Here is a 17,667-nt window from a genome sequence, read left to right as displayed (position 1 = left end):
CGGCAGCAATGAGCCGCCGCGCAATGATTGCGGGCATGAAAGTTTTGTTCCCCAGTTTTTTCGTCGGTGCGTTATTGGCCGGGTATGACTCCGGGTCCCTCCGCGACACCGGTGGTCATCGAGGTGTAGACCTCCCCGACATCGGCCGTCGTGTAGGTCGTGCGTTCCCCGAGAAACTGGCCGGTCTCCGGATCGAGGACGATTTCGTACCTCGACCCCGCCAAGGCGATCCCGAGTCCGATGCCGGTCCGGCCGTCCACGGTGGCGCGGCGCTCGCCCACTTCGAGGCCGGGCAGCTTGGCCAGCGCCCGGTAGAGGTTCGCCCGCACGTCGGCGGGCAGCAGCCCGCTGCTGAGCGCGTCCGAGGCCTGGATCATCACCACCACCTCCGGGATACCGTCCTTGTTCGCGGCATCCCAGCGCAACCGCTGGTAGAGCTGCGCGGGATCACTCGGCAGGGTGGCGAGGAACTCGGGCGTCACCCGGTCCCAACTGCCCGGCACCCGGCACCGGTCCGCCGGTTCGGTGAAGAAGTCACCGCACTTCGCCCGAGCCTCCTGCACCCCTGTCGCTTCACGGAGCCGGCCCGATTCGGGGCGGTTGATCGCCTCGCTCCCGAGCCACTCGGGCAGTCCGAAGTCGTAGATGCGGTGCACCCATTCCTGTGTGCGGTCGGCGGGCGCCCAGGTCTGGGTGATGTGCTCCCCGAGGTGGGAAGGCGCCTTCTCCGGCGTCAGGTACCAGGTGCGGTTTTCGACGTACCGGTACTGCCCGGGGCGGACGGGCTGGTCCGCGGCCCCGACCCGGTCGGCCGACCGGTTCAGCACGTCGGCCGCCGCCCCCGTGCCACCGCCGAACGGCAGGGCGGGCACCACCAGCACCCCGGCGACCACCGCGGCCACCGTGCCGATCACGGCCGCCCAGTGCCGCCGGCGCCGCCGCGGTGCGGCGACGGGCACCACCTCGCCCAGCGACTCCACCTCGCCCAGCACCTTCGCCCGCATTCTCGCCAGCGCGGCTTCCCCCGGCGACACCTCGGCGTGCAGCGCGGCCAGTGCCCGGTCGAGGTCGTCCTCCGACCACACCCGCCGCACCTCCCCGTCAGCCACGAGGCGCCTCCTTCCGCAGTTGCCGCCGGACGCGGTGCAGCCGGGAGCGCACCGTGCCCGCCGGGATGCCGAGCGCTTCGGCGACTTCGGTGGTGTCCAGCCCGGCCCAGGCGGTCAGCAGCAGCACGTCCCGGTCACCGGGCGCGAGCGCGGCCAGCGGACCGGCCAGCCGGGCGGCCGCCGCCTGGGCGTCGACCTGCTCGGCGACGCGGCCGGCGTGGCTGTCGTGGGTGTCCACAGGAGCCGGCGCGGGATGGGCACGCAGGGCCCGGACCTCGTCACGCACGTGGCGGCGCAGGAGGTTGGTGGCGATGCCGTAGAGCCAGGACCGGACCGCGGCCCGGGCGGGGTCGTAGCGGTGGCGTTCGTTCCACGCGATCAGGAAGGTCTCGCTGACCAGGTCGTCGGCCACCGACTCGCCGATCCGGCGGACGAGGTAGTACCGCAGCGGGGCGGCGTGCCGGTCGAACAGCAGGCCGAACACGCGCTGCGGATCGGGCCCGCCGAGATCGGGCCGGTCCAGGCGCGCCGGGGGTTCGGCGGCCACGTCGGTCAACACGCTCACACCAACTGTTGCCCGCAGGCCGCCGCCGCGTTCGCGGGTTTCAGCCAGGCAGGAAACCGACCCGGTCGTAGACGGCGGCCAGGGTGGCCGAAGCGACCTCGCGGGCGCGCTCGGCACCCTTCGCCAGCACCTTGTCCAGCTCCGCCTGGTCGTCCAGGTAGGACTGGACCCGGGCCTGCACCGGCGTGACGAACTCGACCAGCACCTCGGCCAGGTCCTTCTTCAGGTCGCCGTAGCCCTTGCCCTCATACGCCGCTTCCAGGTCGCTGATCGTGCGCCCGGTCAGCGCCGAGTAGATGCTCAGCAGGTTCGCCACCCCGGCCTTGTGCTCCGGGTCGTAGACGACCTCGCGGCCGGTGTCGGTGACCGCCGACCGGATCTTCTTCGCCGACCGCTTCGGGTCGTCGAGCAGCTCGATCAGCCCGTTGGCCGCCGAGGCCGACTTGCTCATCTTCGCCGTCGGGTCCTGCAGGTCGTAGATCTTCGCGGTGTCCTTGACGATGTGCGGCTCGGGCACCACGAAGGTCTTGCCGAACCGGTTGTTGAACCGCTGCGCCAGGTTCCGCGACAGCTCCAGGTGCTGGCGCTGGTCCTCGCCCACCGGCACCTCGTGGGCCTGGTAGAGCAGGATGTCCGCGGCCTGCAGCACCGGGTAGGTGAACAGGCCGACGCTGGCGCGGTCGGCGCCCTGCTTCTGCGCCTTGTCCTTGAACTGGGTCATCCGGCTGGCCTCGCCGAAGCCGGTCTGGCACTCCAGCACCCAGCCCAGCTGCGCGTGCTCGGGCACCTGGCTCTGCACGAACAGCGTGCTGCGCTCGGGGTCGACGCCGAGCGCGAGCAGCTGCGCGGCGGACACCCTGGTCCGCTGCCGCAGCACCTTCGGGTCCTGCTCGACGGTGATCGCGTGCAGGTCGACCACGCAGTAGAAGGGCTCGTGGGTGTCCTGCAGGCGCACCCACTGCCGCAGCGCGCCGAGGTAGTTGCCCAGGTGGAAGGAGTCGGCCGTGGGCTGGATCCCGGACAGCACGCGAAGACGGGTGTTCTGTTCCTGCTCTGTCGACACGCCTGGATTCTGTCATCCCCGCCGGTCCCGCGGTTACGCGGATGGCCCACGACCAAAGTCTTAAACGGTTAAACAGCACCTACTTCCGGCGGTCGCCGCGTGGGCGCCGGATTTCTAGCGTTTGAGCTACCTCCGGTTCCCCCATTCCGGATACGGCGAAGGAGAAACCCCATGAAGTTACGGTCCCTGCTGGCAGGCGTGTTCGTCGCCGGTGTCACCGCGCTCGGCGGCCTCGCCGCGCCCGTGGCGTCCGCCGAACCGGCCGGCGACGTCACCCCGTTCATCGTCGGCGGCGGCAACGCCACGCAGGTCTACTCGTTCATGGTCTCGCTGCAGAGCTCCAGCGGCGGGCACTCCTGCGGTGGTTCGCTGATCAGCTCGACCTGGGTGGTCACCGCGAAGCACTGCGGCACCCCGTACCAGGTGCGCGTCGGCACCACGAACCGCACCAGCGGCGGTTCGGTGGCCCGCGTCGCGCAGCGCATCGCCCACCCGAGCGCCGACCTGGCGCTGCTGCGCCTGCAGACCGCGGTGCCGCAGGCGCCGATCACCATCGCCTCCACCTCCGGCCCGGTGGGCACCCCCACCCGCATCATCGGCTGGGGCCAGACCTGCCCGCAGCCCGGCGGCTGCGGCGCGCCGGTCACGCTGCAGGAGCTGAACACCTCGATCGTCTCCGACAGCGGCTGCTCCGGCATCAGCGCGGCCAGCGAGATCTGCACCGGGAACCCCGGCGGCAACAAGGGCGCCTGCTACGGCGACTCCGGCGGGCCGGAGATCAAGCAGGTCAGCGGCACCTGGCAGCTGATCGGCGCGACCAGCCGGTCCGGCGGTGGCTCGGTCTGCGCGACCGCGCCGTCGATCTACGTCGACGTGCCGTACTTCCGCAGCTGGATCCAGGCCAACAGCGGGGTCTGAGCAAGCCCGGCCCGCGCCGCACCACCGTCCCCGGGGGCGGCGCGGGCCGAGCAACTCGCTCAACGCCCCGGCGGGCAGCGAGAACACCGCTTCCAGGATCGCCACCGCCCGGAGTGACTCAGGTCGCTCCGGGCGGCTGCGTCCGCTGCGCCAGTAGCTCAGCGTGGTCAGGCTGACCCGCACGCCGTGCCGGGCCAGCCGGTGCCGCACCCGGTCCAGGCTGAGCCCGCTCTCGGCGATGGCACGCTCCAGTGCGCTGGGGAAGGACTCGCTGTGGGCCGTTCGCATGCAGCGAGATTGGCGCCGGGTTGGACAACAAACAATCCGGAGCGGCTACCTAGAAATTACCCAACGGCCAGCAGGCGCCGCCCGTAGGTGGTGGTGCGCTGGCTCGCCGGGCGCCCGGCGAGCGCGGCCAGGTGCTCCAGCTCCGCCTTCGTCCGCGACGAGCCGTGCTCCGAGCCCGCCATCCGCGAGATCGTCTCCTCCATCAGCGTGCCGCCGATGTCGTTGGCGCCACCCCGCAGCACCTGCGCGGTGCCCTCGTCGCCGAGCTTGACCCACGAGCACTGCACGTTGTCGATCCGGCCGTGCAGGGCGAGCCTGGCGAACGCGTGCACCGCGCGGTTGTCCCGCGTGGTCGGCCCCGGCCGCGCCACGCCTGCCAGGTAGATCGGCGCGTTGTGGTGCACGAACGGCAGGCCGACGAACTCGGTGAAGCCACCGGTGTCGTCGGCGATCCCGGCCAGCACCCGCAGGTGGCCCAGCCAGTGGCCGGGGTGGTCCACGTGGCCGTACATCATCGTGCTGGAGGACTGGATGCCCAGCCGGTGCGCGGTGCTCACCACGTCGATCCAGGTCTGCGCGGGCAGCTTGCCCTTGGTCAGCACCCAGCGCACGTCGTCGTCGAGGATCTCCGCCGCGGTGCCGGGGATCGAGCCGAGCCCGGCGTCACGCAGTTCGGTCAGCCACTCCTGGACGCTCACGCCCGCCTTCGACGCCGCCGAGACGATCTCCATCGGCGAAAACGCGTGGACGTGCATCTCCGGCACGGCCGCCTTGATCGCCCGCACGATGTCGGCGTAGTAGGTCATCGGCAGCTTGGGGTCGATGCCGCCCTGCATGCAGACCTCGGTGGCGCCGGCGTTCCACGCCTCGACCGCCCGTGCGGCGACCTCGTCGACGGAGAGCCGGAAGGCGTCGGCGTCGCGCTCGCGCTGGGCGAAGGCGCAGAACCGGCAGCCGACGTAGCAGACGTTGGAGAAGTTGATGTTCCGGTTGACCACGTAGGTGATGTCGTCGCCGACCACGTCCGCCCGCAGGTCGTCGGCCAGCCGCGCCATCGTCTCCAGCGCCTCGCCGTCGGCGGTGAGCAGGGCCATCGCGGCGTCGGTGTGCCGCGGTTCGAGCAGCGCGCCCGGGTAGTCGGCGGCCAGCCGCAGGCCCTCGCGGACGTCGGTGCCCAGCCGCTCCGGCGCGGACGGCACCTGGGTCTTCAGGATGTCCCAGTCGCCGTAGACGCTGTCGAAGTCGCCGCGCCGGTCGCTGGTGCGGCCCTCGGTGTCGATCGAGGAGTTGAGGTCGGCGCGGCCGATCGTCTCCAGCCCGCCGTCCGGCTCCTGCCAGGTGTGGCCGGTGACCTCGGCGTCCGGGTTCGCCATGCCGTCGGGCAGGGCGAGCGCGCTGACGTGCGGGTGCACCCGGACGTCGAGCCACTTCTCCGCTTCCCGCACGTACTTCGGGTAGACGGCGAGGCGTTCCTTCAGCTCGAACCCGGCCTCGCGGGTCGCGTCGGCGAGCACGTCGATCCGCGGCCAGGGGCGTTCGGGGTTGACGTGGTCCGGGGTGACCGGCGAGACGCCGCCCCAGTCGTCGATGCCGGCCCGCAGCAGCAACGCGAGTTCGTCGCCGATCAGGTTCGGCGGGGCCTGCACGCTCACGCCCGGTGGCATCAGCAGCCGCGCCACGGCCACCGTCGCGGCCAGTTCGGTCAGGTCGAGGTCGGGGGCCGAGCGCATCGCGGTGTCCGGTTTGGCCCGGAAGTTCTGGACGATGATCTCCTGGATGTTGCGGTACTGCCGGGCGCGCTGGCGGATCGCGTGCAGCGACTCGGCGCGCTCGGTCTTGTTCTCGCCGATGCCGACGAGGATGCCGGTGGTGAACGGCACGCCGCTGCGCCCGGCGTCGTCGAGCACCCGCAGCCGCACGGCGGGCTCCTTGTCGGGGCTGCCGTAGTGCGGGCCGCCCTTCTCCGACCACAGCCGCTCGGCGGTGGTCTCCAGCATCATGCCCATGCTCGCCGCGACCGGCTTGAGGCGCTGGAACTCCGCCCAGCTGAGCACACCGGGGTTGAGGTGCGGCAGCAGGCCGGTTTCTTCGAGCACCGCGATGGCGCAGGCCCGCACGTAGTCCAGGGTCGAGTCGTAGCCGCGCTCCTCCAGCCACTGCTTGGCCTGCGGCCAGCGGTCCTCCGGCCGGTCGCCGAGGGTGAACAGGGCTTCCTTGCACCCGGCGGCGGCGCCCGCCCGCGCGATCTCGAGCACCTCGTCGCGCTCGAGGTACATCGAATGCAGCTTGCCCGGCACGGTGACGAAGGTGCAGTAGTGGCAGCGGTCGCGGCAGAGCCGGGTCAGCGGGATGAACACGCTGCGGCTGTAGCTGATGACGCCGGGACGGCCGTGGTCGGTCAGGTGCGCGTCCCGCACCTTGGCGGCCGCGGCGAACAGCTGCTCGAGCTGCTCGCCCCGGGCGTGGAGCAGGGTGGCCGCTTCGGTCACGTCGAGCGCCACCCCGTCCCCGGCGCGGCGCAGGGCCCGGCTCAACGCCGATGGACTCGGCTGCGGATCAGGCGGGGAGAGGAACACGCTCTGGGCCATGATCGCGAGCCTACGGCCGCCCCCGCGCACCCGGTAAGAGCTTCCGCTGTGAGAGAAGCCTCGGGGGACGGGGAATAAATCAGCCTTCGGCGCGGTGACCGGCGGGCGTCACCCCGATGACCAGCGGGAGCCGGCTCGGGCGGCCGAGTGCGCCCGGTCCGCTGATCAGTGCTGCGCGCGGGTGGGGGTGGTCAGCGCGGGCTCGTCGGCCAGCGGGGCCTGCGGCTGCTGGGCGGCGCGTGCCTTCTTCCGCTGGCGGAGCACCCCGGCCGCCATGCCGAGCACCCCGAGGACCACGGCCACCAGGCCGACCGGGCCGAGCACGCCGAAGGTCATCGCCTCCGGCTCCGGGCGCGCGGCGGCGGCGTTCGCCGTGCCGAGCGCCCCGAAGAGCAAGCCGGTCACCAGGGTGACCGCGACGGCGGCCAGACGCGTGACGGACCGCATCAGGCCGGGCAAAGAGTTGCGCACCGGAGTGCCTCCCGCGACGAATGCTGCCCCGTTCGAGGGACGCTTGCCGTGTTGATGGTCAAAAAGCTACCGAGCGTGTCAAGCCCGGTTCCTTCCGCTCAACTTCGCTGGGAAGAGTAGCGAGTTCCGCTGAGTGGTCGCACAGGGGGCTTGCGACCACTCCACTCGAAGTACTACAGTCAGAGTGGTTCAAGACGAAGGAGCGCCCGTGCGAAAACTGACCTACCTGACCGCCACCTCGATCGACGGCTACATCGCCAAGGCCGACGGCGGCGACCCGACCGGCGTGCCCGGCTTCTTCGTCAACGAGGGGGACCACAACGACGCGCTGGTGCACGACTACCCGGAGATGATCCCGTCGTTCGCGCGCCCGGCGTTCGGCCTCGAGAACACGCCGAACAAGGAATTCGACACCGTGCTCGAGGGGCGGAAGTCCTACGAAATCGGCCTCGCGGCCGGGTTCGACGACGCCTACGAGCACCTGCGTCACGTGGTTTTCTCCAGCAGCATGACCGAGGCCCCCGGCAAGGTGGAACTCGTGCGCACCGATCCGGTGGAAAAGGTGCGGGAGTTGAAGCGGGAATCCGGCCAGGGCATCTGGCTGGTCGGCGGCGCCACGCTGGCGAACACGCTGCGCGACGAAATCGACGAGATCGTGGTGAAAATGCACCCGGTGGTGGCCGGGGCCGGAATGCCCATGTTCCAGGGGGAATTCCGGCCCGAGCGGTACCGGCTGACCGGGCACCGGGCGTTCGAGTCGGGGGTGCTGGTGCTCACCTACACCAAAAGCGAATCCTAAGTAGACGGAGCGACCCAGCCCCGCCGCTCGCCTTCGCCGATCAGGGTGCGGGCCGCCGCCCACAGTTCCGCGGACGCGTCGCCGATCACGGCCTTGCGTTCCCGGACGGTGGCGGCGGTCACCCCCGGCGTTTTCCAGGTGCCGCCCCTGGCGAGCCAGTTCAGCAGCAACGGCTGCATCCGGTCCACCGCCTTGGCGAACCTGGCCTCCGGTGTTTTCCGCTCCTCGAATTCGTCCCACAACGCGCGGAAATGGACCGCCTGGTCTTCGGGCAGCAGCCCGAACAGCTTCTCCGCCGCGGCTTCTTCCCGTTCCTGCTGGCTTTCACGGCCGTCGTCGTCGTAGAGCGGGGTGTCGCCGGCGTGGATTTCCACCAGGTCGTGCACCACCACCAGCTGCACGGTGCGTCCGAGGTCGATCGGCTCGTCGGCGTACTCGGCCAGCACGGCGACCATCAACGCGAGGTGCCAGGAGTGCTCGGCGTCGTTCTCGCGCCGCTCGGCCGCCGCCAGCGGCGACTGGCGGAGCACCGTCTTGAGCTTGTCCGCCTCGGCGAGGAAGGTGAGCTGGCGGACCAGCCGGGGCGGGAGCCCGTCCGGCAGGGGCGTGCGTTCGATCAGGGTTTCGTCCACCCCTGCACGCTCGCAAACCACCCCCGGCCGTGTCGAGCCGGTTACCGCCGGACCGGCACGCGCTCCTGATCGCCAAGCGTCGGTCACGCACCTTGCCCGGGCCAGGTGGCGCAGCCGATGCTGCTGTTCGCCCCCCGAAGCCAGCTGAGAGGACGGGAGAACGCCCGCCTCCCGCCAGAGCAACGCCCGCGGGTGGTGCCCCACTGCTCAGAGGTCGTAGGTCACGGTGACCGGTGCGTGGTCGGACCAGCGTTGCTCGTACGTGGCCGCACGTTCGACGACGGCGGAGACCGCGCGGTCCGCCAGGCCACGGCTCGCCACGTGCAGGTCGATCCGCCAGCCCGCGTCGTTGTCGAAGGCCTTGCCACGGTACGACCACCACGTGTACGGCCCCGGCCCCGCCGGGTCGAGCCGCCGCTGGACGTCGGCGTAACCGGCCTCGTAGACCTGGCTCAGCCACTCCCGCTCCTCCGGCAGGAAGCCCGAGTTCTTCCGGTTCGTCCGCCAGTTCTTCAGGTCCACCTCGGCGTGCGCGATGTTCCAGTCCCCGACCACGAGCACCTCGCGGCCATCCGCCTCGGCCTTGTCCCGCAGCTCGGCCAGGTACGGCAGGAACGCGGCCATGAACCGCTCCTTCTCCTCCTGCCGCGGCGTGCCGACGTCCCCGCTGGGCAGGTACAGGCTCGCCACCACCACCTCGCCGAAGGTCGCCTCCAGGTACCGGCCGCTCTCGGCGAACTCCGGCGCGTCGAAGCCGATCCGCACCGATTCCGGTTCGACCCGCGAGTACAGCGACACCCCCGCGCGTCCCTTGAGCTCGCACGGCGCGTGGAAGGCGTGCCAGCCCGCGGGTGCGCGCACCTCCTCCGGCAGCAGCTCGGTCTCGGCGCGCACCTCCTGGCACGCGACCACATCGGCACCGGTGGCGGCGAGCCACTCGACGAAGCCCTTCTTCGCCGCGGCCCGCATTCCGTTGACGTTGACAGTGGAGACGGTGAACACCCCCGGAGGCTACCCGCCGCCCCCGACAACCCCGGCGTTCACCTGCGATGATCGACCGATGGTGAGCGTGACGGTGCTCGGCAGCTGCGGCGCGTGGCCGGAGGCAGGGCGGGCGTGCAGCGGATTCCTGGTGCGGCACAACGACTTCCGGCTGGTGCTCGACCTCGGGTACGGCACCGCGTCGCGCCTGCTGGAGCACTGCGCGGACGGCCGGGTGGACGCGGTGGTGATCACGCACGCCCACCCCGACCACTGCGCCGACCTCAGCGCGCTCGGCCGCGTCCACCACTTCGGCGGCCACGGCGGGCTGCCGCTGCACGCCCCGTCCGGCGTGCTCGACGTGGTCCGGGCCGCCGAGCCGAACCCGGCCCCGGAGCGGGTCTACCGGCACCACGAACTGTCGGGCACCACGTCGGTGGGCCCGTTCGCGGTGCGCACCTGGCGCCTGCCGCACCACGTGCCGAACTGGGGCGTGCGGCTGAGCCTGCCGGGCCTGACGGTGGCCTACACCGGCGACAGCGGCCCCAGCCCGGCCCTGGCCGAACTGGGTGCGGACGCCGACCTCTACCTCATGGAGTCGACGCTGCAGGGGCCGTCACCCGAGGAGCAGCCGCGTTATGTGGAGACCGCCGCCGAAGCGGCGGGCTGGGCCGCCCGCGCGGGCGCGAAAAGACTGCTGCTGACGCACTTCTGGCCGGGCAGCGACCGGCAGCGCTCGGCCGCCGAAGCGGCCGGGGTGTTCGACGGGGAGATCCTGCTGGCCGACGAGGGCCTGACCGTGGAGCTGTGAGCCTCAGCCGCAGTTGGCGCCGGCCAGCGGCTTGAGGAACTCCGCGGCCGCCCAGCGGTTCGCGTCGATCTGGCGGAAACCGTTCTGCACCACCGGCAGCGCGTCGGTTTCGGCCTCCTGCTTGAACTTGCCGACGATCTCGGCGTTGTCGGCCGGCCCGGCGCGGACGTTGAGGATGTCGGCGGTGACCTCCATCCGGCAGCCGGTCGGGCCGCTGCCGCCGCTGGCCTCGGAGGCCCGCTTGTCCGCACCCATCACGTAGATCAGCCCGATGCCGACCACCACGGCGATGAGGATCAGAACCTTCTTCGGTATGCCGAGTACCACCGGGGGCTCCTCAGACGCCGGGAAACCTGGTCTCGACCAGGGTAGGCGCAGAGTTGATCGAGAGACAGCCATCGCCGGGACAACCACCCAGGGAGGCCAATGCCGTGACCGGCCGGTCACCCTGGGTGGTCGACGACGGAGGGGTCAGCCCTGGGCGACCTTCTTCTGCAGGTTCTCGTCCAGCGTGGCGAGGAACTCCTCGGTGGTCTGGAACGGCTGGTCCTTGCCGACCAGCAGCGCCAGGTCCTTGGTCATCTTGCCGCTCTCGACGGTCTCCACGACGACCTGCTCCAGCTTGTTCGCGAAGCCGATCAGCTCGGCGTTCGAGTCCAGCTTGCCGCGGTGCTCGAGGCCGCGGGTCCAGGCGTAGATCGACGCGATCGGGTTGGTCGAGGTCGGCTTGCCCTGCTGGTGCTGGCGGTAGTGCCGGGTGACCGTGCCGTGCGCGGCCTCGGCCTCGACGGTCCGGCCGTCCGGGGTGCGCAGCACCGAGGTCATCAGGCCGAGCGAGCCGAAGCCCTGCGCCACGGTGTCGGACTGCACGTCACCGTCGTAGTTCTTGCAGGCCCAGACGTAGCCGCCCTCCCACTTCAGCGCCGCGGCGACCATGTCGTCGATCAGGCGGTGCTCGTAGGTCAGGCCCTTGGCGTCGAAGTCGGCCTTGAACTCGGCGTCGAAGATCTCCTGGAACACGTCCTTGAACATGCCGTCGTAGGCCTTGAGGATGGTGTTCTTGGTGGACATGTAGACCGGCATCTCGCGGTCGAGGCCGTACTGCAGCGAGGCGCGGGCGAAGTCCTCGATCGAGCGGCGGTAGTTGTACATGCCGATCGCGACGCCGCCACCCTCCGGGTACTTGGCGACCTCGAACTCCATCGGCTCGGAGCCGTCCTCCGGCTGGTAGGTGATGGTCAGCGTGCCGGGGCCGGGGACCTTGAAGTCGGTGGCCTTGTACTGGTCGCCGTGGGCGTGGCGGCCGATGATGATCGGCTTGCTCCAGCCGGGTACCAGCCGCGGGATGTTCTGGATGATGATCGGCTCGCGGAAGACGACGCCGCCGAGGATGTTGCGGATGGTGCCGTTCGGGCTCCGCCACATCTTCTTCAGGCCGAACTCCTCGACACGCGCCTCGTCCGGGGTGATCGTGGCGCACTTCACGCCCACGCCGTGGCGCTTGATGGCGTTGGCCGAGTCGACGGTGATCTGGTCGTCGGTGCGGTCCCGCTCCTCGATGCCCAGGTCGTAGTACTCGAGGTTGATGTCCAGGTAGGGGTGGACCAGCTTGTCCTTGATGAACTGCCAGATGATGCGGGTCATCTCATCGCCGTCGAGTTCGACGACGGTCCCCTCGACCTTGATCTTGGCCATGAGCAGCGGTGCTCCTCTCGCGGGTCTTCGCGTCTCTTTGCACGTCTCGTGGTAGCGGTACAAGCGTACTGGTAAATCCGGGCGGGGTGTGGCCGCACCCTGGTTACTCAGCGGTAATAGGGCTCGAGCGCTCGTGCGGGCATCAAACCAGGGCCGGTCCGGGCCCGCCAGCCGCAGCTCACCGGCGGCCTCCCCGCCCGGCGTGGCACCCTCTGCGCATGGGACTGTTCACGGTGCCGGAAGCACGCGCCGAACTCGAGCAGCTGATGCCGTGCATCGACGAGTTGATCGCCTTGCGCGCGGACGCGGCGGAACTGGCCGCTTCGCTGACCGCGCACGGCCCGGCGACCCGGCTCGGCGGCCTCCCCGAGCTGAAGGCGGCGCAGGCCAGGCTGGACGAGCTGATGAGCACCATCCAGCAGACCGGGGCCGAGCTGAAGGGCTTCGCCCCGCTGCTCATCGACTTCCCGGCCGACCTGGACGGGGTCCCGGTGCTGCTGTGCTGGCTCGAAGGCGACCGGGACCTGAGCTGGTACCACCGCGCCGACCTGGGCTTCGCCGGCCGCCGCCGCCTGCCGTTCAAGCAGTCCTGAATCCACTGGCCGGGTCCGCACCGGTGTTGTCGAATCCCGGTGAGGGGCCAACGGCACGAGGAGTTCGGCTGTGAGGAATCGGAAAGCGCCGGCGGCCGCCGCCGGGATCGGGGTGGCCACGTTCGCCGGCACCGGGCACCACCGGCGGCGCAGTGGTGCGGCTGCGCCAACAGCGGCGACATGAAGACCCAGCCGGGCTGAAGTCCGTCAGCCGGTCTTGCCACCGGCGGCTTTGGCGGCCTTCTTGAACGCACGCACCTCGGCGAGCGATTCGGCACCGGTGACGTCGGCGATCGAGCGGTGCGAGCCCTCCTCGCCGTAGGCACCGGCGGCCTCGCGCCAGCCCGCCGGCTGCACGCCGCGCTGCTTCCCGAGCAGCGCCAGGAAGATGCGGGCCTTCTGGTCGCCGAAGCCCGGCAGGGCCTTGAGCCGCTTGAGCACCTCCTTGCCGTCGGGCTCGCCGTGGGTCCAGATGGCGTCGGTCCGGCCGTCGTACTGCTCGACGATGTGCTGGGCCAGCGCGTGCACCCGCTTGGCCATCGAGCCGCCGTAGCGGTGGATCGCGGGCTTCTCCACGCACAGCTCGACGAACTCGTCCAGGTCGGCTTCGGCGATCTTGGTGACGCTGAAGCCGCCCATCCGCTCGGCGATCTTGCGGGGCCCGATGAAGGCCACCTCCATGGCGATCTGCTGGTCCAGCAACATGCCGGTGAGCAAGGCGAAGGGGTCCTCGGAGAGCAGCTTGTCCGCCGCGGCGTCCCCGGTCAGGCGAAGTTGGCGCGTCATGCGCAGATCCTGGCACGGATCCGGTTCTGCCGGGGGCGGGGTGCGCGTCAGATGCGGGCGATCCAGACGATGTCGGGTTCGCCTCGGGGGACGGGGACTTCGAGGACCTTCACCTCGTTGAAGCGGTCCCCCAGCCGGCCGGTGAACTCGTCGCTGGCTTCGGCGCTCCAGACGGCGAGCACCCCGCCGGGGCGCAGGCGGCCGGCGAGGTTGTCCAGGCCCGCCGGGCTGTAGAGCGAAGCGTTGCCCGCCGTGACCGTCCACTTCGGACCGTTGTCGATGTCCAGGCAGACGGCGTCGAAGGTCTCCCCGGTCCGCCGCAGCCAGCGGACCAGGTCGGCTTCGACGACGGTGACGCGTGCGTCGGCGAGGGCGTCGCCGTGCACGGCCCGCAGCGGGCCGGTGCGGTTCCACTCGACCACCGCCGGCTCCCGCTCGACCACGACCACCTCGCCGACCCGGGGGTGGTCCAGCGCCGCCCGCAGCGAGTAGCCGACACCGAGCCCGCCGATCAGCAGGCGCGCCCGGCCCGGCACCAGGTCCGCGGCCACCGAGACCAGCAACCGCTCCGATTCCCCGTTGCGGGTGTCCATCAGGAACACCCCGTTGGCGATCACCTCGAAGTCCGCGCCCGCCCGGCGCAGCACGAGCTGACCGCACACCCCGTCGACTTCCGCGAGCACCTCGGTCATCCGGCAAAGCCTAGTGCTCACACCAATCCGGCCAGTTTGTAGAGCACCAGACTGCCCGCGACCGCCACGTTGGGGCTGCTGCCCGTGCCCACCATCGGAATCTCCACCACGGTGTCGAGCAGGTCCAGCGCCTCGGGCGGCCCCCCGTGCTGCTCGTGCCCGAGCACCACCACCGTGCGGCCGCGGGCGGCGGGCAGCTCGGCCAGCCGGATCGACTCGTCCGCCAGCTCCACCCCGACCACGGCGCTGCCCGCCGCCCGCTCCCGCGTCAGCCAGCCGAGCGGATCGTTCACCCAGTGCACGCAGGCGGGCTGCCGCAGGGTGTTCCCCCGCCGCAGCGCCTCCGGCACCCACGGGAACCGCGGCACCGCCAGGCAGGCGCCCACGGCATCACAGGTCCGCAGCAACGTGCCCAGGTTCGCGCCGTGCAACGGCCAGAGCGGCGCGGCCAGCAGGTGTCCCCAGCACCGGTGCGCACGGCGCCGGCGGGCAGCCCGCAGTTCTCCGGGGGTACGCACCCGGATCGCCGGGCTCATCGGGGCTGAGGCGAACCGCCTCCACGCATCGAGATCAGCACGCCGTCATCCTCCCACAGCGGCGGGCACCGGCGGGGCGACCACGGCACGGCGGCGCCACGCCAGCATCGCGATCGCACCGGCGGCCGCGGTGAGCACCGCGGCCACGGCCGGCAGCAGCGTCGGCCCGCCGTACCGGGTGACCACGCCGCCCGCGACCCCGGCGAGCCCGACACCGAGGTAGATCGCCGACGCGTTCAGCGACAGCGCCAGCCCCGCCGACGAACCGGCCACCTCGATCAGCCGGTGCTGGATCGGCGGGTTCACCGACCAGGTGGCCAGACCCCAGACGAACAAGGTCACCGCGGCACCGGCCACCGTGGTCGCGGTGAACGGCATGACGGCCAGGGTGAGCGCCATCGCGCTCATCACGCCGGCCAGCGGCCGCCGCGAACCCCACCGGTCGGTGATCCGCCCGCCGGCCGAGTTGCCCAGCACCCCGCCCGCCCCGTAGGCGAACAGCAGCACGCTGACCAGCGTGCCGTGCACGCCGGCGGTGTCCGCGAGCAACGGCGTGATGAAGGTGTAGACGGTGAACGCGCCGAGGCAGCCGAGCGCGGTCGCGCCGAGCAGGGCCAGCACCCGCGGGTCCTTCGCCACGGTGAACCGGGCGAGGAACGGCACCGGCGGCTGCGGCACCACCGACGGCAGCATCAGCCGCACCTCCACCGCACCGACCAGCGCGACCACCCCGACCAGCGCGAACACCAGCCGGTACCCGCCGTGCTGCGACATCAGGTTGCCCAGCGGCACACCGAGGATGGTGGCGACGGTCAGCCCGCCGAACACCAGCGCGACCGCGCGGCCCCGGCGTTCCGGCGGGGTCAGCTCCGCCGCGACCGCACTGGCCACCGGGGTGTAGACGGCGGCGCCGATCGCGGTGACCACCCGCGCGGCGAACAGCAGCGGGTAGTCGGTGACCAGCGCGGCGAGGAAGTTGCCCGCCGCCGTCACGCCGAGCGCGGCGACCAGCAGCTTCCGGCGCTCCCACTGACTGGTCAGCGCGGACAGCAGCGGGGCGCCGACCGCGTAGGCGATGGCGAAGGCGGTGACCAGCTGGGCGGCCGCCGCGGTGGACACGTGCAGCGCGCTGACCAGCGCGGGCAGCAGCCCGGCCACCACGTACGCGCTGGTGCCGACGGAGAACGCCCCGAGCGCGAGTACGTAGGTCCGGCGAGAGGAGTCCGGCATGCTCAACCTTTGTTCGACGTCGATCGTAGTTCGATGGTTACCGTACTACGGCTGTCCACTGGTTTGAAGCGAGTCGTACAATCTGGACATGCCCACCGAGACGGCGCCGGGGTACACCTATCCGGAGCGCGACGAGATCCACATCGAGTCGGTGCTGCACGCGCTGGCCGATCCGGTGCGGCTGCGGATGGTCCGCCAGCTGGCCGCGGCCGAGCCCGAGGAGATCTCCTGCGGCGGCTTCGACGTGGCGGTCGGCAAGTCGACGCTCACCCACCACCTCCGCACGCTGCGCGAAGCGGGCGTGATCGCCGGCCGCCAGCAGGGCACGGCGCGCTACAACTCGCTGCGCCGCGAGGACCTGGACGCGCTTTTCCCGGGACTGCTGAACGGAATCCTGCACGCGGCGAGGTGAGCAAGAGTCCATTGTGGACGAAGTGATCCCGATCATCGTGGGCAGGCTCACGCGGGAACGGGATGACTTCCGGGGCGTTATCGGTTGAACTGGACGCAGGACAGATCAGCGATGTTTGGGTCCGCGCTGAGGCTGTCCTTTTTGCTGTCCCCCACCTGTATCGATACAGACCCCGAGAGGAGAACCGTGCCCATCGCGCTGCTCGCGCTCGCCATCGGTGCCTTCGGCATCGGCACCACCGAGTTCGTCATGATGGGCGTGCTGCCCGAGGCGGCCGCCGACTTCGGGGTGTCCATCCCGGCCGCCGGCCAGCTGATCTCGGGTTACGCGCTCGGGGTGGTGATCGGCGCGCCCCTGCTCACCGCGGTGGCGGTGCGGCTGCCCCGCAAGACGATGCTGCTCGCCATGATGGCGATGTTCACCGTCGGCAACCTGCTGTTCGCGCTGTCGCCCAACCACGAGTGGGGCGTGGTCTTCCGCTTCCTGGCCGGCCTGCCGCACGGGGCCTTCTTCGGCGCCGGTGCCGTGGTCGCCTCCAGCCTGGTGGGCAAGGAGAACCGGGCCAAGGCGGTGTCGATGATGTTCGTCGGGCTGACCATGGCCAACGTGATCGGCGTGCCGCTGGGCACGCTGCTGGGCCAGCAGGTCGGCTGGCGGGCCACCTTCGGGGTGGTCGCGGTGATCGGCCTGGTCGCGATGGCGGCCATCCAGAAGCTGGTGCCGTTCCAGGGCAAGCCGGAGGCGGGCTCGCTGCGTGGTGAACTGGGGGCGTTCCGGCGGCCGCAGGTGTGGTTCGCGCTGGCCATCGTCACCTTCGGGCTGGGCGGTGTGTTCGCCTGCCTGTCCTACATCGCGCCGATGCTGACCGACGTCGCCGGGTACGCACCGGGTGAGGTGACGCTGCTGCTGTCGCTGGCCGGGCTCGGCATGACCATCGGCAACCTGCTCGGCGGGCGGCTCGCCGACCGGGCGCTGATGCCGAGTCTGTACGTCGCGCTCGGCGCGCTGGCCGCGGTGCTGGCCGTGTTCACCGTGACCGCGCAGGGCAAGGTCGGCGCCGCGATCACCGTGTTCGGCATCGGCGTGGCCGGGTTCATGATCGGCCCGATGCTCCAGGCGCGGATCATGGAGAAGGCGGGCGGCACGCCTTCGCTGGTCTCGGCCGCGGTGCAGTCGGCGTTCAACATCGCCAACTCGATCGGCGCCTACCTGGGCGGCCTGGTCATCGCCGGTGGCCTCGGCCTGGTGGCCCCGAACTGGGTGGGTGCTTCGCTGGCCGTGCTGGGCCTGAGCATCGCCGTCGTCTCGGGTCTGCTGGACCGCCGGGAACAGCCCACCGCCGTCCCGGTCCCGGCCTGACCCGCGGCGGGGGGGGGGGGCCCAACCCCCCGCCACCCCCCCCCCCCCCCCCTCCCGCGGGGGGGGAGGGGGGGGGGGTGGGTTGGGAAACCCCCATTGGGAGATTCCCAGGTGGAAGGGGGACAGGGTGGGAGGGGTC

Annotated in this window: 19 protein-coding genes; 6 read left to right on the top strand and 13 right to left on the bottom strand. The window is 71.2% G+C overall.

Annotated features, from left to right (window positions below; translation table 11 throughout):
* Window positions 1–71: 71 nt before the first annotated feature.
* Genes AC07EG_RS00810 through trpS form a run of 3 tightly spaced genes read right to left on the bottom strand, consistent with a single transcriptional unit; the run spans window position 72 to window position 2,737 of the window.
* Window positions 72–1,109, bottom strand: a complete 1,038-nt coding sequence (locus tag AC07EG_RS00810; protein ID WP_478250843.1) for a CU044_5270 family protein — start codon at window positions 1,107–1,109, stop codon at window positions 72–74.
* The gene (locus tag AC07EG_RS00805; RefSeq protein WP_478251209.1) at window positions 1,102–1,665 is read right to left on the bottom strand and encodes an RNA polymerase sigma factor; all 564 of its coding nucleotides are present in this window, start codon (window positions 1,663–1,665) and stop codon (window positions 1,102–1,104) included. The genes AC07EG_RS00810 and AC07EG_RS00805 overlap by 8 nt, the downstream gene beginning before the upstream one ends.
* 49 nt (window positions 1,666–1,714) lie before the next feature.
* Window positions 1,715–2,737 (bottom strand): tryptophan--tRNA ligase, encoded by a 1,023-nt coding sequence (trpS, locus tag AC07EG_RS00800; RefSeq protein ID WP_478250842.1) that lies wholly within the window; start codon window positions 2,735–2,737, stop codon window positions 1,715–1,717.
* Window positions 2,738–2,908: 171 nt separating this feature from the next.
* Here trpS and AC07EG_RS00795 point away from each other — a divergent pair, with 171 nt between their 5' ends.
* Complete coding sequence (locus AC07EG_RS00795; RefSeq protein ID WP_478250841.1) at window positions 2,909–3,655, top strand: S1 family peptidase; 747 nt, start codon at window positions 2,909–2,911, stop codon at window positions 3,653–3,655.
* Window positions 3,656–3,999: 344 nt separating this feature from the next.
* Here the strand turns inward: AC07EG_RS00795 and AC07EG_RS00790 are convergent, their stop codons facing one another.
* Entirely contained in the window at window positions 4,000–6,531 is a 2,532-nt protein-coding gene (locus AC07EG_RS00790; RefSeq protein WP_478250840.1) for a bifunctional FO biosynthesis protein CofGH, read from the bottom strand.
* A gap of 165 nt (window positions 6,532–6,696) precedes the next feature.
* A complete protein-coding gene (locus AC07EG_RS00785) occupies window positions 6,697–7,002 on the bottom strand; it encodes a hypothetical protein (RefSeq protein WP_478250839.1) in 306 nt (101 codons plus the stop codon).
* Window positions 7,003–7,210: 208 nt separating this feature from the next.
* Here AC07EG_RS00785 and AC07EG_RS00780 point away from each other — a divergent pair, with 208 nt between their 5' ends.
* A complete protein-coding gene (locus AC07EG_RS00780) occupies window positions 7,211–7,801 on the top strand; it encodes a dihydrofolate reductase family protein (protein ID WP_478250838.1) in 591 nt (196 codons plus the stop codon).
* Here AC07EG_RS00780 and AC07EG_RS00775 read toward each other — a convergent pair.
* Window positions 7,798–8,433, bottom strand: coding sequence for an HD domain-containing protein (locus AC07EG_RS00775; protein ID WP_478250837.1), 636 nt, complete (start codon window positions 8,431–8,433; stop codon window positions 7,798–7,800). The genes AC07EG_RS00780 and AC07EG_RS00775 overlap by 4 nt on opposite strands.
* Window positions 8,434–8,640: 207 nt before the next feature.
* Entirely contained in the window at window positions 8,641–9,435 is a 795-nt protein-coding gene (locus AC07EG_RS00770; protein ID WP_478250836.1) for an exodeoxyribonuclease III, read from the bottom strand.
* Window positions 9,436–9,493: 58 nt separating this feature from the next.
* Here AC07EG_RS00770 and AC07EG_RS00765 point away from each other — a divergent pair, with 58 nt between their 5' ends.
* Window positions 9,494–10,225: an MBL fold metallo-hydrolase gene (locus AC07EG_RS00765; RefSeq protein WP_478250835.1), complete on the top strand. Its 732-nt coding sequence runs from the start codon at window positions 9,494–9,496 to the stop codon at window positions 10,223–10,225.
* Between the two features lie 3 nt (window positions 10,226–10,228).
* Here AC07EG_RS00765 and AC07EG_RS00760 read toward each other — a convergent pair whose 3' ends face one another.
* Together AC07EG_RS00760 and AC07EG_RS00755 are read right to left on the bottom strand one after the other, a co-directional pair.
* Window positions 10,229–10,552, bottom strand: coding sequence for an SH3 domain-containing protein (locus tag AC07EG_RS00760; protein WP_478250834.1), 324 nt, complete (start codon window positions 10,550–10,552; stop codon window positions 10,229–10,231).
* A gap of 144 nt (window positions 10,553–10,696) precedes the next feature.
* On the bottom strand, window positions 10,697–11,920 hold the full coding sequence (locus tag AC07EG_RS00755) for an NADP-dependent isocitrate dehydrogenase (RefSeq protein ID WP_478250833.1): 1,224 nt from the start codon (window positions 11,918–11,920) through the stop codon (window positions 10,697–10,699).
* Between the two features lie 218 nt (window positions 11,921–12,138).
* On the opposite strand from AC07EG_RS00755, the gene AC07EG_RS00750 reads away from it, so the two are divergent.
* A complete protein-coding gene (locus AC07EG_RS00750) occupies window positions 12,139–12,513 on the top strand; it encodes a DUF2203 family protein (protein WP_478250832.1) in 375 nt (124 codons plus the stop codon).
* Between the two features lie 207 nt (window positions 12,514–12,720).
* Here the strand turns inward: AC07EG_RS00750 and AC07EG_RS00745 are convergent, their stop codons facing one another.
* Genes AC07EG_RS00745 through AC07EG_RS00730 form a run of 4 tightly spaced genes read right to left on the bottom strand, consistent with a single transcriptional unit; the run spans window position 12,721 to window position 15,757 of the window.
* A complete protein-coding gene (locus tag AC07EG_RS00745; RefSeq protein ID WP_478250831.1) occupies window positions 12,721–13,299 on the bottom strand; it encodes an HhH-GPD-type base excision DNA repair protein in 579 nt (192 codons plus the stop codon).
* A gap of 47 nt (window positions 13,300–13,346) precedes the next feature.
* Window positions 13,347–13,991 (bottom strand): spermine/spermidine synthase domain-containing protein, encoded by a 645-nt coding sequence (locus AC07EG_RS00740; protein WP_478250830.1) that lies wholly within the window; start codon window positions 13,989–13,991, stop codon window positions 13,347–13,349.
* Between the two features lie 17 nt (window positions 13,992–14,008).
* Window positions 14,009–14,527: a TrmH family RNA methyltransferase gene (locus AC07EG_RS00735; protein WP_478250829.1), complete on the bottom strand. Its 519-nt coding sequence runs from the start codon at window positions 14,525–14,527 to the stop codon at window positions 14,009–14,011.
* Window positions 14,528–14,572: 45 nt separating this feature from the next.
* Entirely contained in the window at window positions 14,573–15,757 is a 1,185-nt protein-coding gene (locus tag AC07EG_RS00730; protein WP_478250828.1) for an MFS transporter, read from the bottom strand.
* 88 nt (window positions 15,758–15,845) lie between these two features.
* On the opposite strand from AC07EG_RS00730, the gene AC07EG_RS00725 reads away from it, so the two are divergent.
* Together AC07EG_RS00725 and AC07EG_RS00720 are read left to right on the top strand one after the other, a co-directional pair.
* On the top strand, window positions 15,846–16,169 hold the full coding sequence (locus AC07EG_RS00725; RefSeq protein WP_478250827.1) for an ArsR/SmtB family transcription factor: 324 nt from the start codon (window positions 15,846–15,848) through the stop codon (window positions 16,167–16,169).
* 186 nt (window positions 16,170–16,355) lie between these two features.
* Complete coding sequence (locus AC07EG_RS00720) at window positions 16,356–17,528, top strand: MFS transporter (RefSeq protein ID WP_478250826.1); 1,173 nt, start codon at window positions 16,356–16,358, stop codon at window positions 17,526–17,528.
* The last annotated feature ends 139 nt before the right edge of the window (window positions 17,529–17,667 follow it).

The organism is Amycolatopsis sp. NPDC045836, from assembly GCF_056431745.1.
This window is presented reverse-complemented; position numbering and strand designations above follow the sequence as displayed.

Excerpts from the sequence above, each read along its gene's own strand:
- AC07EG_RS00750 (WP_478250832.1), top strand. The coding sequence starts at position 12,139 with ATGGGACTGTTCACGGTGCCGGAAGCACGCGCCGAACTCGAGCAGCTG.
- AC07EG_RS00795 (WP_478250841.1), top strand. The coding sequence starts at position 2,909 with ATGAAGTTACGGTCCCTGCTGGCAGGCGTGTTCGTCGCCGGTGTCACC.
- AC07EG_RS00745 (WP_478250831.1), bottom strand. The coding sequence starts at position 13,299 with ATGACGCGCCAACTTCGCCTGACCGGGGACGCCGCGGCGGACAAGCTG.
- AC07EG_RS00755 (WP_478250833.1), bottom strand. The coding sequence starts at position 11,920 with ATGGCCAAGATCAAGGTCGAGGGGACCGTCGTCGAACTCGACGGCGAT.
- AC07EG_RS00765 (WP_478250835.1), top strand. The coding sequence starts at position 9,494 with ATGGTGAGCGTGACGGTGCTCGGCAGCTGCGGCGCGTGGCCGGAGGCA.
- AC07EG_RS00740 (WP_478250830.1), bottom strand. The coding sequence starts at position 13,991 with ATGACCGAGGTGCTCGCGGAAGTCGACGGGGTGTGCGGTCAGCTCGTG.
- AC07EG_RS00725 (WP_478250827.1), top strand. The coding sequence starts at position 15,846 with ATGCCCACCGAGACGGCGCCGGGGTACACCTATCCGGAGCGCGACGAG.
- AC07EG_RS00735 (WP_478250829.1), bottom strand. The coding sequence starts at position 14,527 with ATGAGCCCGGCGATCCGGGTGCGTACCCCCGGAGAACTGCGGGCTGCC.
- AC07EG_RS00790 (WP_478250840.1), bottom strand. The coding sequence starts at position 6,531 with ATGGCCCAGAGCGTGTTCCTCTCCCCGCCTGATCCGCAGCCGAGTCCA.
- AC07EG_RS00730 (WP_478250828.1), bottom strand. The coding sequence starts at position 15,757 with ATGCCGGACTCCTCTCGCCGGACCTACGTACTCGCGCTCGGGGCGTTC.